This is a genomic window from Streptomyces sp. NPDC101166 (assembly GCF_044768125.1).
In the GTDB taxonomy this organism is placed as follows: Bacteria; Actinomycetota; Actinomycetes; order Streptomycetales; family Streptomycetaceae; genus Streptomyces.
Genome location: NZ_JBIWPF010000001.1, coordinates 387,169 through 401,040 on the forward strand (window position 1 = coordinate 387,169; position 13,872 = coordinate 401,040).

The following is a 13,872-nucleotide window of genomic DNA, read 5'->3' on the forward strand; positions in this document are numbered from 1 at the left end:
GAACAGGGCGCACGCCGATCGGCGTCCTGCCCCCCGGCCTGCGCCGCCCGCCCCCGCCCGTGCGCCCTGCCTCACCCGGCCCGGCCTACGGGTCAGCCGTCCCAGGACCAGTCGGCGACCTCGGGCAGGTCGGTGCCATGGACGCGGATCCAGTCGTGGTGACGCAGTCGCGCGTCCTCCATCCGCTGGCGTACGGCCGCCGCGCGCACGGCGAGTCCGGGCACCCGGTCGATGACGTCCATCACCAGCCGGTAGCGGTCGAGGTCGTTGCGCACGACCATGTCGAACGGCGTGGTCGTGGTGCCGAACTCCTTGTATCCGCGGACATGCAGGTTGGCGTGTCCGTTGCGGCTGTAGGCGAGGCGGTGGATCAGCCAGGGGTAGCCGTGGTAGGCGAAGACGACCGGTTTGTCGGCGGTGAACAGTCCGTCGAACTCGAAGTCGTTCATGCCGTGCGGGTGTTCGCCGCTGGGCATCAGCCGGGCGATGTCGACGACGTTGACGACCCGCACGGCGAGTTCCGGCAGGTGCCGGCGCAGCAGTTGGGCGGCGGCCAGCACTTCCTGGGTGGGGACGTCGCCGGCGCAGGCGAGGACGACGTCCGGTTCGCGCGTGCCGGTCTCGGTGCCGGCCCAGTCCCAGATGCCGGCGCCGCGCGCGCAGTGGACGCGGGCCTGCTCCAGGGTCAGCCAGTCGAAGCAGGGCTGCTTTCCGGCCACGACGACGTTGACGTAGTCGCGGCTGCGCAGGACGTGGTCGGCCACGGACAGCAGGGTGTTGGCGTCCGGCGGCAGGTAGACCCGGACGGCTTCCGGGCTCTTGTTGAGGATGTGGTCGACGAAGCCGGGGTCCTGGTGGGAGAAGCCGTTGTGGTCCTGGCGCCAGACGTGCGAGGTGAGCAGGTAGTTGAGGGAGGCGATGGGTGCGCGCCAGGGCAGCCCGCGGGTGACCCGCAGCCACTTGATGTGCTGGTTGACCATGGAGTCGACGATGTGCACGAACGCCTCGTAGCAGGAGAACAGTCCGTGCCGTCCGGTGAGGAGGTATCCCTCCAGCCAGCCCTGGCAGGTGTGTTCGGAGAGGATCTCCATCACCCGGCCGTGCCGGTCGAGGTGTTCGTCGACGTCGAGGGTGGCCGCCTGCCACGCCTTGCCGCTGGCGCCGTAGACGGCCTGGAGGCGGTTGGAGGCGGTCTCGTCGGGCCCGACCAGGCGGAAGTCACGCCGTTCGGCGGTGGATCGCATCACCTCTTCGAGCAACTCGCCCAGGACTGCGGTGGGTTCGTGCTGGGTCGCGCCGGGTTTGTCGACGGGGACGGCGTACTGCTCCAGGTCCGGCACGGGGAGTTCGCGCAGCAGCAGGCCGCCGTTGGCGTGCGGGGTGGCGCCGAGGCGGCGGGCGCCCTCGGGGACGCAGGCCAGCACGTCGGGCCGGGGCGCGCCGTGCTCGTCGAAGAGTTCCTCCGGGCGGTAGGAGCGCAGCCATGTCTCCAGTTGCCGCAGATGACCGGGGTCGTCGCGGACGGCGGCCAGCGGCACCTGGTGGGAGCGCCAGGTGCCCTCCACCGGGAGGCCGTCGACCTGTGCGGGACCGGTCCATCCCTTGGGGGTGCGCAGGACGATCACCGGCCAGCGGGGGCGTTCGACGGCGCCGTCCTCGCGGGCGGCGCGCTGGATCGCGGCGATACGGTCCAGGGCGGTGTCGAAGGCCTGGGCCATCGCACGGTGGACGGCGGCCGGGTCGTCGCCGGTGACGTGGACCGGGTCGTGGCCGTAGCCCCGCAGCAGTTCGTCGAGCTCGGGCTCGGGGAGGCGGGCGAGGACGGTCGGGTTGGCGATCTTGTAGCCGTTGAGGTGGAGGATCGGCAGGACGGCGCCGTCGTGGACGGGGTCGAGGAACTTGTTGGAATGCCAGGACGCGGCCAGCGGGCCCGTCTCGGCCTCGCCGTCGCCGATCACGCAGGTGACGAGCAGGCCGGGGTTGTCGTAGGCGGCGCCGTAGGCGTGGGAGAGCGAGTAGCCCAGTTCGCCGCCCTCGTGGATCGAGCCGGGCGTCTCGGGGGCGACGTGGCTCGGGACTCCGCCGGGGAACGAGAACTGCTTGAACAGGCGGGCCATGCCGGGCGCGTCCCGGGTGACGTCGGGGTAGATCTCGGTGTACGAGCCCTCCAGCCAGGAGTTGGCCACCACGGCGGGCCCGCCGTGCCCCGGGCCCCACACGCACAGCGCGTCCAGGTCCCGGGCGCGGATGACGCGGTTGAGGTGGGTGTGGACGAGGTTGAGGCCGGGTGAGGTGCCCCAGTGGCCGAGCAGCCTGGGTTTGACGTGTTCGGGGCGCAGCGGCTCGGTGAGCAGGGGGTTGGCCATGAGGTAGATCTGGCCGACGGACAGGTAGTTCGCGGCGCGCCAGTGGGCGTCCAGTGTCCTCAGCTCGTCGTCGGTGAGCCGGGTGGACGCCTGCTGCGTGTCGACGGACATCTCGGGTTCCCTTCCGGATCGGGTTCGGCGGGAGGTGCATGCCGGTGCGCGCCTCCCCACCCTCTCCCGGCCGCCGGGTACCCGCCAGGGCCGAACGTCCCCCTTACGCCCGTCCGGCGTCCAGGCGGGCGATGTGGGTGATGTTGCGCAGGTCCTCGACGTCCTCGCTGGGGTCGCCGCCGAACCAGGCGTCGAGGATCTCCTTGAGCAGCGGCTCGGAGGTCAGGCGCAGTCCGAGTGCGAGGACGTTGGCGTCGTTCCAGTGGCGGGCGCCGTCGGCCGTGTAGGCGTCGGTGCACAGGGCCGCGCGCACGCCGGGCACCTTGTTCGCGGCGATGGACGCGCCGGTGCCGGTCCAGCAGCACACCACCGCCTGCTCCGACACGCCGTCGGCCACGTCCCGCGCCGCCGCCTCCGAGCAGACCGCCCACTGGGGGTCGGCGCCGGGGCGCAGCGCTCCGTGGGTCACGACGTCGTGCCCGCGTCCGCGCAACTCCGCGACCAGGGCGCGGGCCACGGGTTCGTCCATGTCCGAGGAAACGGAGATCCGCATGCCTGGAGCCTACTGAGCCGAGGGGTGCGCTGTCGCGCCGGTGGATCGGCTCGTGGCGGCCCGCCCGGATTCCGGGGCGGGTGCGTCCGGCGCGCCGGACGGCTGCCCGATGCCCGGTTCTCCGGGCGTGCGTGCGGTGCGGGACGGGGCGGTGAGGACGGCGAGGCAGGCGACGACCAGGGCGACGCCGAGCCAGCCCGGCGGGGGCAGGCGTTCGCCGACGACCAGGACCGCGAGGACGGCGGCGACGGCGGGCTCCAGCAGGGAGAGCGTGGTCGCGGTGCTCGCCGGGACGTGGGCCAGGCCCCAGCCGAACAGGACGTAGCCGACGAACATGGGGATCAGGGCCATGTAGACGCCGACGGCTGCGGCCTGCCAGGAGTCGAGCAGCGGGGCCCCGGTGGCCAGCAGGACGGGCAGGAGCAGCAGTCCGCCGAGGCCGAAGACGGCGCCCATGGCCGCGCCGGGGGTGATCCCGCCGCCGATCAGGCGGTGCGCCGCCCAGGAGTACAGGGCGTAGGTGAAGCCGGCCAGCAGGCCGAGCCCGACCCCGAGCACGGTCGACCCGACGGAGCGGCTTCCGGCGGCGGAGTGGGCCTGGGACGCCTCGGCCGCGCACAACAGGACCGTCCCGGTCAGGCCGAGGGTTGCGCCGGCCGACCAGCGGCGCGTCAGCCGCCGACCGTCGACGGCCCGCTCGATGACGGCCGAGGCGAGCGGGGCCGAGCCGATGGACACCACCGTTCCGGCGGCGACCCCGGCCAGGTGCATGGAACTGTAGAACGCCAGCGGATAGGCCCCCACCGCTCCCACCCCGAGCAGCACCACGGCGCGCCGCGCCCTCAGCGCGGGCGCTTCCCCGCGGATGCGGGGAGCGGCGACGAGGGCCTGGAGCAGTCCGCCCAGGCCCATGGCGACGGCCCCGATCGCGAGCGGGCCCACGTCCGGGGCCAAGGTCGCCGCGGTGCCCGTGGTGCCCCACAGCACCGACGCCACCAGGACGCACAGCGAGCCGACGCCCACCGAGGCGGCGGCCCGTCCGGAAGGCCGCCTCACAGCCGGTCCAGCAGGTCGGCCGCCATCGTGCGGGCGTGTTCCAGACGCGTTCCCGCGCCCTCCAGTCCGGCGCGGGCCATGGCGCCCTCCAGCAGGAACGCCAGATGCTCCGCCGTCGTACGGGCCTCCTCGGGACGCCCGGGCAGCAGGTGCGCCACGTGTCCGGCGAGCAGCGTCTCGACCTCCTCCTTGTGCCGGCGCACCACCGCACGCCCCGCGTCGCCGGCGGGCAGTTCGGCGGCCGCGTTCAGCAGTCCGCACCCGCGGAAGCCGCGCTCGTAGGCGGAGGCCGCGTGGTCGGCGTATGCGTCGAAGACCGCCAGGACGCCGCTCCGGGCGTCGGTGGCCTCCTCCAGGCGACGACGGTAGAGGGCCAGCCACTCCTCGTGCCGGGCGTCGAGGTAGGCCAGCACCAGGTCTGCCTTGGAGGAGAAGTTGTTGTAGAGGCTCATCTTCGCCACGCCCGCTTCGGCGGTGATGGCGTCGATCCCGGTGGCCGACACGCCGTCCGCGTAGAAGCGGCGTGCGGCGGCGGCGAGCAGCCGCTCACGCGCGCCGCCCCGCCGCCCGCCGGGACGGGGCGCGGTGGTTCCGGTCTCGCGCATCGTCAGTTCCTCCGTCGCGGTTCACACTGATACTAGGTAGGTCAGTCTACCTAATAAGCAGGACGTCGCATCGGCGGGGGACGTATCGGCCTCTTTCCCCCAGTGGCCGCCGATCGGGCGGTCGATGGCTCATGATGATCGGGCCATGCACCGACTCGTCACCCCCTCCCCCGCAGCTCAGACGGGCCAGGCACCTCTGGCCGTCCTGCGGGCGGCGGTGTTCGCCGCCGTCGGCACGGTGCTGGGCGCGAGCGCCCACCGTCTGCTCGCCGAGGAGCGGGTGCCGTGGACGCGGGGCTCGATCGCGGCCGTCGCACTGTTCGGGATGGGTCTGGTCGGCGTGCGCCGCCCCCGGCGGCTGGTCACGGTCGTCGCCGGCAGCGTCGTCGCGCAGTCCGGGCTGCACTTGTGGCTGACGTCGACACCGCACCGCGCCCCCGGGCCTCCTGGTTCCGGCCCGGCCATGACCGGTCATCAGCACGGCGCACACCTCCACGCCGCCTGGTACGCACGCCTGCACGACTCCCTGGCCATGACGGCGGCGCACGCTCTGGTCGCCGTGCTCGTCGCCTTCCTCCTGCACCGGGCGGACACGGCGTGCTGGACGCCGGCCCGGGGGCTCACGGCGGCGCTCGACGCCGTACGGGCGCGCCTGCACACCGCCGCCGGCCTCGCGACCGCGATCACGGGCCGCGCCGGGAAGGGACACGGAACGCCGACGGCCGTACCGGCGCGCGACGACCGGCCGCCGTCGGCCGCTCCGGTGCTCGCGCACGCGGTGGTACGACGGGGCCCTCCGCCCACGGGGACGACTCTCGCCGACCGACCTCGCCAGGAGGGCTGTTCGGCCCTGCCGTACGCCTTCCCCGGCCCACCCCGTCACCCCGCGCCTGGAGACACCCATGTCCCGCAACACCCTGTCGCGCACCGCGCGGCGCCTCGCTGTCGCCACCGCCGCCGCGACAACCGTCTTGCTGCTCACCGCCGTTCCGGCCGCCGCCCATGTGGAGGTGACGTCGAAGACCGCTCAGGCGCTGGCGCAGAACGTCGAACTCACCTTCGTGGCCGAGTCGGAGTCCGCCTCGGCCGGCATCACCCAGCTGCGGATCATCCTCCCCAAGGGCATCGCCCCCACCGACGTGGTGTACGGCGAGGGCCCCAAGGGCTGGACGTTCGCCACGACGAACGACGGCTACATCGTCAAGGGGCCCGCCGTGAAGATCGGCGGCGACGCCGAACACTCCATCGTCGTACGCCAGTTGCCGGACGCGAAGGAGCTGGTGTTCAAGACGCTCCAGACGTACGGCGACGGCAAGGTGGACCGCTGGATCGAGCTGGGCGAGTCCGAGGGCGAGGGGCACGGGCACGGCAACCAGGCCCCCGTGCTGAAGTTGAAATCGGCGGCGCCCGGTGCGCAGTCGGCCGCCCCCTCCCCCAGCGCACCGGAGACCTCCGCCGCACCGGCAGCGCCCTCCACGTCGCCGTCGCCGTCCGCTGAGGACGCCTCCCCGCAGGCGGCCGCGGCCGAGAAGGAGGACGACGGCGGACTGTCGGCGGGCGCCTGGACGGGCATCATCGCCGCCCTCCTCGTGGCGACAGCGGCCGCGGTGTTCCTCGTACGCCGCCGGGGCGGCTCGGAGCAGTAGCCGGCACAGCCGACGGGGACGGGGACAGGGGCCCTCCTCCCCGTCGGCCCCCTTCGACCGCCCACCCGTCACATCGGGGTGACTGCCGGCCGCCCGGTGCACCGAGGGCGGTCCGCCGTCCGGTGTGGTGTCCCGGAGTGACGCCGAGGTCCGTCCGAGTCCGTCGGTCACCGGGCCGACAGGCGGTCGACCTCCTCGGCCTTCTGTCGGGCCTCCCGCTCGGCCCGGTCGAGCGACTCCTCGGCCTCCTGGCTCCGCTGTTCGGCCTCCCGGCACTCCTGGTCGGCCCGTCGGAGTTCCTCGCGCGCCTGCCGCAGGTGCTCCTCGGCGGCGGAGGCCCGCTGACAGGCCTCGTCGTGGCGCTCGTGCGCCCGGCCCAGCTCGGCGTCGGCGTCGGCTCGCCGCCGGCGCTCGTCACGCAGTCGCCGTTCGGCGGCCTGGGCCGCCTTCCGAGCCTGCGTGAGCAACCTCTGCTTCTCGCGCCGACGCTCGGCCAGCTCGTCCTTCGCCCGTGCTCGCTCGGCGGCGGTCGGCGCCGTCGAGCGGGCCGGCCGGGGCCGCGTGCCGGCGGAGGCGGCGGGGGCGGCGGACGCCGAGGCGAACTCCGAGGGCGGCGTGAGCGCGCTCTCCAGTCGGCCCGCGGCCCACTGATCGGCGGCCCGCTGATCGGCGAGCACGGCCTGCAAGGTGGACTCGATCTCCCGTTGCACCGCGCCCGACAGCCGCTCCCCCGCTTCCAGGGCGAGCCCCGCCGCCTGCCTGGTCAGCTCGGCGACGACCCGGCGGCGCTGGACCGACAGCTCCTTGATCCCGGTCCCGTCCAGCGTGCCGTACGCCTCCCGCAACGCCCGCCCCAGCTCCAGGAACCGCCCGCTCTCCTGCGGCTCGGAGCGCAGCAGCAGGTTCGCCGCCCAGGCCGCCAGCGAGGGACGGCGGGCGGCCCGGACGCGCCGGGCGTCCTCGGCGCGGCCGGCCGACCTGGCCGCCAGGGCCAGCTCCTCGCGGTGCGCGACGAAGCGGGACGGCGGCGTGGTGTAGAGCGCGTCGAGCCCGGACTCCAGTTCCCCGCCCGTGCCCTCGGCCTCGCCCTCGCGGCCCGCGCCGCCCGCACCCGCACCGCGCGCCCGCCTGCCGCCGCCAGGCCCGCGCCCGCTCTCGTCTCGCACGGAGTCCACACTCCCCCGCACCGTCCGGTCCCGCACATCGAGCACACCCGCCGTCACGCTCGCTCCCCGGCCGCCGGCTCAACCCACCTCCGTGTCACAGGCGTTGACCTGTCCCCCGGAGGCCAGCACAATGAGCCAGCGCTTCTGAGAGCGCTCTCAAACAGACCTCCGTCCCGCCCCGAGGAGTCCCATGACCGGCAGCCACCGCCCGGCGCTCAGCCGCCGCGCCCTCATCGGGTCCGGACTCGCCGCCGGCGCAGCGGTCCTCACGGCTTCGGGTTCCGCGTTTTCCGCGCCGGGTCCCACGACGGCTCCGGCGGCGGATCGTCCGTCCACCGCCCGGGCATCCGCACCGCGCCGGGCGGGCGCCTTCCTGGCCGCGGCCATGGACGCCCACCCGGACCACGGGGCCGTCCGGCTGGCTCAGAGCTACACCGACCAGGCCGGCCTGTTCAGCACCGCGTTCACCTACGACAACGCGCTGACTATCCTGGCCGCCCTCGCCGCCGGCACGGCCGACGGCCGGTCCCGCGCCATGGCGCTCGGCGACGCGCTCCGCTACGCCCAGGCCCATGACCCGGTGTACGACGACGGCCGACTGCGGCAGGCGTACAACGTGGGGCCGTACACCTTCTACGACGGTTCGCCGCAGCCGGACGGGTTCGTCCGGGCGGACGGCACGGCCAACGTGGGCACGCAGTTCGGTTTCACCGGCACCGCCGTCGGCGACATGGCCTGGGCCGGGATCGCGCTCGCCGCGCTGGCCCGCCGCACGGGTGAGCGCCGGTTCCTCGACGCCGCCGTGAGGATCGGCGAGTGGATCGAGCGGGTGGGCCGCACGGACGAGCCCCTCGGCGGCTACAAGTTCGGCGTCGACGGGGCTGACGCGAGGCTGCCGTTCACGTCGACCGAGCACAACACGGACCTGGTCGGGCTGTTCGGACAGCTCGCTCGGCTCACCGGCGACCGGGTGTGGCGGGAGCGGCGCGAGCGGGCCCGCGCCTTCGTGGCGAGGATGTGGGAGCCGTCCGGCGGCTTCTTCTACACCGGGACCAACGACGGTGTGACGGTCAACAAGTCACCGGTCCCCGAGGACACCCAGACCTGGACCCACCTCGCGCTCGCCTCCCGCGCCCACTCCCGCTCGCTCGACTGGGCCGCCGCCGAACTGGCCGTCCTGGACACGGCCGATCGGCGCAACAGCACGGTTCCCGCCGGCCAGTCCTACACCGGGGTCACCTTCAGCTCCGCCGCCCTGCTGGCCGACGAGGACGCCCCCATCGCCCCCGGGCAGCCCAAGCCCGACCGCGAGGGCGTGTGGTTCGAAGGAACAGCGCACCTGGCGCTGGCTCTGCGCACCCGGTGCGCCCGAGGCGACGAGGCCCGCGCTCGGCGGCTGCTCGCCTCCATTGAGAAGGCTCAGGAGTCGCTGGGCGTCGGCCAGACCCTCGGGGGCCGGGCGGTCGCCGAGGGCTGCGGAGTCGTCTCGGCGAGCAGTCCGCTGGACACCGGTTTCGGGTTCGGCTACTACCCGTACCGCCACACGGGGGCCACCGCCTGGTACGTGCTCGCGGCGACCCGCGTCAACCCGCTGGCGGCGTGATGCGGCGTCGTCACGACCGGCGCCCCCGCCGCCGGGCTCTGGCACCATGACCCCATGGAACGTGTGCTCGGAATCGGTGGGTACTTCCTGCGGGCCGCCGACCCCGCGGCCCTGAGCGCCTGGTACCGCGAGTGCCTCGGGCTGGACGCCGACGACAACGGTCTGTGGCGTCAGGAGCCCGGACCGACGGTGTTCGCGGCCTTCGAGTCCGGGACCGACTATTTCGGGTCCCGCGCCCAGCAGACCATGCTCAACTTCCGCGTCCGTGACCTGGACGCGATGCTCGCGCAGTTGCGCGGCCGGGGAGCGGACGTGGCCGAGGAGACGCAGGACATGGCAGGCGTCGGCCGCTTCGGCTGGGTCACCGACCCCGAGGGCAACCGCATCGAACTGTGGCAGCCCGCCTGACTCCTGGAACGCCCTGAGTCTTCGAGAACGCCGTGTCGGCCGATGAGTTTTCCCGTGTTCCTCCGTCAGAGTTCACGAGTGGGCGCCGCGGCCGCGAGCGCGGTCGAGGCGCGCACCCACCGAACCGACCGGGAACCGGTCACAAGACCCCGAGGAACACCTATGCGAACCCTGATCAGCACCGCCTTCGTCTCGCTCGACGGCGTCGTGGAGGCCCCCGGCGGCGAGCCCGGTTACCGGAACTCGGGGTGGACGTTCAAGCATGCCGACTTCCTTCCCGAGGCGTTCGAGATCAAGGGCCGGGAGCAGAAGGAAGCCTCCGCGATGATGATGGGCCGGGTCAGCTACGAGGCGTTCAGCGCGGTGTGGCCCGACATGGAGGACTTCGCGGACTACAAGGTGATGCCGAAGTACGTCGTCTCCACCACCCTCGGCGAGGACGACCTCGTGTCGAACTGGGGTGAGACCACGATCCTGCGCTCGCTCGACGAGGTCGCCGCGCTGAAGGAGACCGAGGGCGGCCCGATCATCGTGCACGGCAGCGCCTCCCTGAACCAGGCGCTCTCCGACGCGGGCCTGATCGACCGCTATCACCTGCTCGTCTTCCCGCTCCTGCTCGGCGCGGGCAAGCGGCTTTTCAGCGCCACGGACAAGGACGCCCAGCGGCTGAAGCTGGTCGAGCACGAGGCTTACGCCAACGGTCTGCAGAAGAACGTCTTCGACGTCCTCCGCTGACACGCGCGTGACACGCGGGCCGTCGCCGCCGCCGTCGGCGACGGCGCCGAAGTCGGCTAGGGCCACGGCACGGGACGCCGTCGCTGTCGAACGGGGCCCACGACGGCGTCGGGCGGCCGGCCCGCCCCGCTCGGCGAACCTCCGGTAGGCAGCCGTCCCCGACAGGCCGAAGGCGTGGTGGTGGAAGGCCCGCCGCACCGCGGCCGCGAGTCGGAGCACCCTCGCGGGAGCGGCGGCCCGGCGCAGCGCCACGACCTTTCCCGGGCAGCCGCCGCGGAGGCCGAGGGGCAGCCATCAGGTCGGGCTTCCTCCGTTGCGGCCCCGACCGGCGAGGTTCACCTGATGTGCCGGGCGAGCCCGGTGGCCGCGTTGAGCAGGTGCTCCAGGGGGCCACGCCGGGAGACTCGGCTCCAGGCCCACGCCAGGAGCGTGGCGGCGGCGATGAAGCCCAGAAGCACCGGTGTCGCGGGGAGGTCCGAGTCGTCGACGCCGAGGACGCGGATGGCGACGATGTGCAGCACGTACGCGGACAGGGACATCGCGCCGACCGCGCACACCGGCGCCGTCAGACGTGTCAGGCGGGGCATACGGGCGGCGAGGACGAGGCACAGTGCGAGGACTGCCACGGCGACGCCGGTGTTGCCGAGCAGGGAGGCGGTCGTCTGGCTGTGCGGCGAGGCCACCAGCAGCCAGGCCGGGGTGTGCTCGACCGGATCGCCCACGGAGTCGGACCACCAGGCCGATGACGCCGAGCCGCCGTCCGAGGCCGCGGCGATCGCCGCGGTGGCGTGCGGCAGGAGACGCAGGGCGAGCCAGGAGCCCCCGTAGCCGAGCACGGCGAGTGCGACGCCCGTCGTCGCAAGCCCCCTGAGGACGGCGGCGCGGGTGAGGTCGAGGCGGGCGATCGCCATGCCCGCGATCATGAACGGCGCCCAGGTCAGGACCGGGTACGAGCCGGTGAACAGCAGGTCGAGCAGGCCGTCCGTGCCGGTGATCCGCGCCAGCGGGTCCCAGGCGATGACGGTGTCGGACCAGCTTCCCTCGTCGATCGACTGCTGGATCACGTACCGCGCCTGGGGCAGGACGAGCGCGCCGGCGGCCGCGACGACGGCCAGCGTCCTGGCCCGCAGCCGGCACAGCGGGAGCACGAGGAGGAAGGTGAGCCCGTAGTAGGCCAGGATCACGTCGACCGAGGTGCCCAGTGCCGCCAGGGCGAAGCCGACGAGGATCAGGACGAGCGCCCGGAGGACGACCCGGCCCGCCGCCTGCCGGCCCGGGCGGCCTGTCATCGGGTGCGGGCGGCCGGTGAGGATCACGAGGGAGAAGCCCGCGAGGACGGCGAACAGCGCGGAGGAACGGCCCCGCGCCGCTTCCATCAGGAAACCCGTCGGCCCGCCTTCCGACGGCTCCGGGCCGACATGGGCGGCGTACATGCCGAACATCGCCAGCCCGCGGGCCAGATCGACGCCGATCAACCGCCCGGCCGACGGCGGAGGACGGACCGGGCGGGTGGGACGATCCCTCTCCCCGACCCGGACGGGACGGCCCCCGGTGGGACAACCCCCCTCCCCGGTCGTCGGCGCAGACACCGCGACACGGGGTACGGGTGAGGGGACGTCGCACGTCATATCTCTTTAGACTGTGCATTCCGCCCGTTGAAGCACAACCCTCATGTTTCCTGACATTCCCTGCCGACCGGCGGGGGCCGCCCGGGTCACCCGGCGGGCCCCGTGCGAGCCCCGAGGAAGGGAGCCGCAGGTGATCCGGGTGCTGGTGGTCGACGACGAGGCCCTGATCCGTACCGGGTTCACGCACATCCTCGACGCGGCCGGCGACATCGACGTCGTCGCGGCGGTGCCCGGCGGCCTGGCGGTCCGCACGGCCGAGGAGAAGCAGCCCGACGTGGTGCTCCTCGACATCAGGATGCCCGACGTCGACGGCCTCACCGTCCTCGCCGACCTGTGCGGGCTGCCGCGCCCGCCGGTGGTCGCCATGCTCACCACGTTCGGCATGGACGAGTACGTGTCGACGGCTCTGCGCTCGGGCGCCGCGGGCTTCCTGCTCAAGGACACCGATCCCGAACAGCTCGCGCCCATGGTCCGCACCCTGGCCGAGGGCGGGGTCGTCCTGTCGCCCAAGGTCACGCGGACCGTCGTGGACGGCTTCCTGGACCATGAGCCGAGCGAGCCCGCCGCCCGCGCCGTCGCGCGGCTGACCGACCGGGAGCGCGCCGTCCTGGTCCTCGTCGCCGCGGGGCTGTCCAACGGCCGCATCGGCGCGCGGATGCATCTCAGCGCCGGCACCGTGAAGGACCATGTCAGCGCCATCCTCACCAAGCTGCGGGTGGACAGCCGCGTCCAGGCGGCGCTGCTCGCCGAACGGGCGGGCCTGCTGAGGCTGCCGCGGGAGGGGGACGGGTGACGCCTTCACGTGCCGTCGCCGTCTCGGCGCTGCTGGACGGGGCGCTGATCGTGGCCTCGCTGCTGGACGTGTGGGTCAACGTCGAGCCGACGGAGCGGCTGGCCCTGGCCTGCGGGCTGCTCGCCGCCGCGGCACTCGCGCTGCGCCGTCGGCTGCCCCTGCTCACGTTCGTGCTGACCCTGCCCGCGTCACTGGTCACCGACGCGGTGTTCGCCACGCTGGCCGCGCTCTACACGGTCGCCTCGCACACGCGCCGGCGTTCGGTGCTGGTCGGCTGCGCGGTCGCGTTCACGATCAGCGACGTCCTGCCCTGGCACTGGCCACCGTCCCTGAAAACGGTCCCCATCTCCGACAGCTGGCTGCTCATCAGCCTGGGGTACACCCTGGGCACGGCGGCGGCTCTGGTGTTCCTCGGCCAGCTCGTCCAGACCCGGCGGGAGCTGACCGTGCGGCTCGCCGAGGTGTCCGAGGCGCGGGAGAACGAACGGCTGCTGACCGCCCAGTCGCTGCTGGCCGCGGAGCGCGCCGAGCTCGCCCGCGAGATGCACGACGTGGTGTCCCACCAGGTCAGCCTGATCGCGGTGCAGGCGGGGGCGCTCCAGATGAGCGCCCGGGACGCCGAGGTCAGGCAGACGGCGGGTGCGATCCGGCGCCTGAGCGTGCGGACCCTCGACGAGCTGCGGCACATGGTCGGGGTGCTGCGCGCAGCCGGCAACCGCCCCACCGAACTGACTCCCCAGCCGTCCCTGGCCGACCTGCCCCGGCTGGTGAGCGGCAGCGGCATCGAGACCGAGCTGCGGGCCGACCTGCCCGACGGGCTCCCGCCGACCGTCCAGCGCGCGGTGTACCGCACGGTGCAGGAGGCTCTGACCAATGTCCGCAAGCACGCCCCGGGAGCGAGGGCCACGGTCCACGCCGGGCTCCGGGACGGGGCCGTCCGCGTCACCGTCACCAACACGGCCCCCACGCGGCCGGCCATCCCCCTGCCGGGCGCCCAGCAGGGCCTGGTCGGACTGCGTCAGCGAGCCGAACTCCTGGGCGGCACCCTGACCCACGGCCCCACAGACGACGGCGGCTACTCGGTGAGCCTCGACATCCCGGCGGACGGGGCGTGAAGCCCTGGGCCGCCGTGCGCACGGGCGGCGCGAAGACCCGGGAGCGGCTCGCGTAACGTCTGCCCTTGTCGGGGCCCGTCACGTGGG

At 73.7% G+C, this 13,872-nt stretch carries 12 protein-coding genes; 6 read left to right on the forward strand and 6 right to left on the reverse strand.

Annotated features, from left to right (window positions below; all coding sequences use genetic code 11):
* Window positions 1-92: 92 nt before the first annotated feature.
* The 4 genes from ACIRS4_RS01700 to ACIRS4_RS01715 form a co-directional block, all read right to left on the reverse strand.
* The gene (locus tag ACIRS4_RS01700; RefSeq protein ID WP_404188416.1) at window positions 93-2,477 is read right to left on the reverse strand and encodes a phosphoketolase; all 2,385 of its coding nucleotides are present in this window, start codon (window positions 2,475-2,477) and stop codon (window positions 93-95) included.
* Between the two features lie 103 nt (window positions 2,478-2,580).
* Complete coding sequence (locus ACIRS4_RS01705; RefSeq protein ID WP_404188419.1) at window positions 2,581-3,030, reverse strand: RpiB/LacA/LacB family sugar-phosphate isomerase; 450 nt, start codon at window positions 3,028-3,030, stop codon at window positions 2,581-2,583.
* A gap of 9 nt (window positions 3,031-3,039) precedes the next feature.
* Window positions 3,040-4,086 carry a DMT family transporter gene (locus tag ACIRS4_RS01710; RefSeq protein WP_404188421.1) on the reverse strand — a complete coding sequence of 349 codons (1,047 nt, stop codon included), beginning with the start codon at window positions 4,084-4,086 and terminating at the stop codon, window positions 3,040-3,042.
* Window positions 4,083-4,691 carry a TetR/AcrR family transcriptional regulator gene (locus ACIRS4_RS01715; protein WP_404188424.1) on the reverse strand — a complete coding sequence of 203 codons (609 nt, stop codon included), beginning with the start codon at window positions 4,689-4,691 and terminating at the stop codon, window positions 4,083-4,085. Before ACIRS4_RS01715 ends, ACIRS4_RS01710 begins: the two co-directional genes overlap by 4 nt.
* Window positions 4,692-5,593: 902 nt before the next feature.
* Between ACIRS4_RS01715 and ACIRS4_RS01720 the strand changes: the two genes are divergently transcribed.
* Window positions 5,594-6,337, forward strand: coding sequence for a DUF1775 domain-containing protein (locus ACIRS4_RS01720; protein WP_404188426.1), 744 nt, complete (start codon window positions 5,594-5,596; stop codon window positions 6,335-6,337).
* Window positions 6,338-6,504: 167 nt separating this feature from the next.
* Here the strand turns inward: ACIRS4_RS01720 and ACIRS4_RS01725 are convergent, their stop codons facing one another.
* Window positions 6,505-7,398, reverse strand: coding sequence for a hypothetical protein (locus ACIRS4_RS01725; RefSeq protein WP_404189742.1), 894 nt, complete (start codon window positions 7,396-7,398; stop codon window positions 6,505-6,507).
* 295 nt (window positions 7,399-7,693) lie between these two features.
* Between ACIRS4_RS01725 and ACIRS4_RS01730 the strand changes: the two genes are divergently transcribed.
* The 3 genes from ACIRS4_RS01730 to ACIRS4_RS01740 all read left to right on the forward strand — a co-directional run bounded on the left by ACIRS4_RS01730 (window position 7,694) and on the right by ACIRS4_RS01740 (window position 10,249).
* Window positions 7,694-9,106: a Tat pathway signal sequence domain protein gene (locus ACIRS4_RS01730; RefSeq protein WP_404188428.1), complete on the forward strand. Its 1,413-nt coding sequence runs from the start codon at window positions 7,694-7,696 to the stop codon at window positions 9,104-9,106.
* A gap of 54 nt (window positions 9,107-9,160) precedes the next feature.
* On the forward strand, window positions 9,161-9,514 hold the full coding sequence (locus tag ACIRS4_RS01735; protein ID WP_404188431.1) for a VOC family protein: 354 nt from the start codon (window positions 9,161-9,163) through the stop codon (window positions 9,512-9,514).
* A gap of 162 nt (window positions 9,515-9,676) precedes the next feature.
* Window positions 9,677-10,249, forward strand: a complete 573-nt coding sequence (locus ACIRS4_RS01740) for a dihydrofolate reductase family protein (RefSeq protein ID WP_404188434.1) — start codon at window positions 9,677-9,679, stop codon at window positions 10,247-10,249.
* Window positions 10,250-10,584: 335 nt separating this feature from the next.
* On the opposite strand, the gene ACIRS4_RS01745 is transcribed toward ACIRS4_RS01740, so the two are convergent.
* Complete coding sequence (locus tag ACIRS4_RS01745; RefSeq protein WP_404188437.1) at window positions 10,585-11,724, reverse strand: DUF418 domain-containing protein; 1,140 nt, start codon at window positions 11,722-11,724, stop codon at window positions 10,585-10,587.
* 283 nt (window positions 11,725-12,007) lie between these two features.
* Here ACIRS4_RS01745 and ACIRS4_RS01750 point away from each other — a divergent pair, with 283 nt between their 5' ends.
* Both ACIRS4_RS01750 and ACIRS4_RS01755 read left to right on the forward strand, forming a co-directional pair.
* On the forward strand, window positions 12,008-12,670 hold the full coding sequence (locus tag ACIRS4_RS01750; RefSeq protein ID WP_404188440.1) for a response regulator: 663 nt from the start codon (window positions 12,008-12,010) through the stop codon (window positions 12,668-12,670).
* A complete protein-coding gene (locus ACIRS4_RS01755) occupies window positions 12,667-13,785 on the forward strand; it encodes a sensor histidine kinase (RefSeq protein ID WP_404188442.1) in 1,119 nt (372 codons plus the stop codon). Before ACIRS4_RS01750 ends, ACIRS4_RS01755 begins: the two co-directional genes overlap by 4 nt.
* Window positions 13,786-13,872: the final 87 nt, after the last annotated feature.

Coding starts and splice junctions, on each gene's coding strand:
- ACIRS4_RS01700 (WP_404188416.1), bottom strand. CDS start 2,477: ATGTCCGTCGACACGCAGCAGGCGTCCACCCGGCTCACCGACGACGAG.
- ACIRS4_RS01705 (WP_404188419.1), bottom strand. CDS start 3,030: ATGCGGATCTCCGTTTCCTCGGACATGGACGAACCCGTGGCCCGCGCC.
- ACIRS4_RS01715 (WP_404188424.1), bottom strand. CDS start 4,691: ATGCGCGAGACCGGAACCACCGCGCCCCGTCCCGGCGGGCGGCGGGGC.
- ACIRS4_RS01720 (WP_404188426.1), top strand. CDS start 5,594: ATGTCCCGCAACACCCTGTCGCGCACCGCGCGGCGCCTCGCTGTCGCC.
- ACIRS4_RS01730 (WP_404188428.1), top strand. CDS start 7,694: ATGACCGGCAGCCACCGCCCGGCGCTCAGCCGCCGCGCCCTCATCGGG.
- ACIRS4_RS01735 (WP_404188431.1), top strand. CDS start 9,161: ATGGAACGTGTGCTCGGAATCGGTGGGTACTTCCTGCGGGCCGCCGAC.
- ACIRS4_RS01740 (WP_404188434.1), top strand. CDS start 9,677: ATGCGAACCCTGATCAGCACCGCCTTCGTCTCGCTCGACGGCGTCGTG.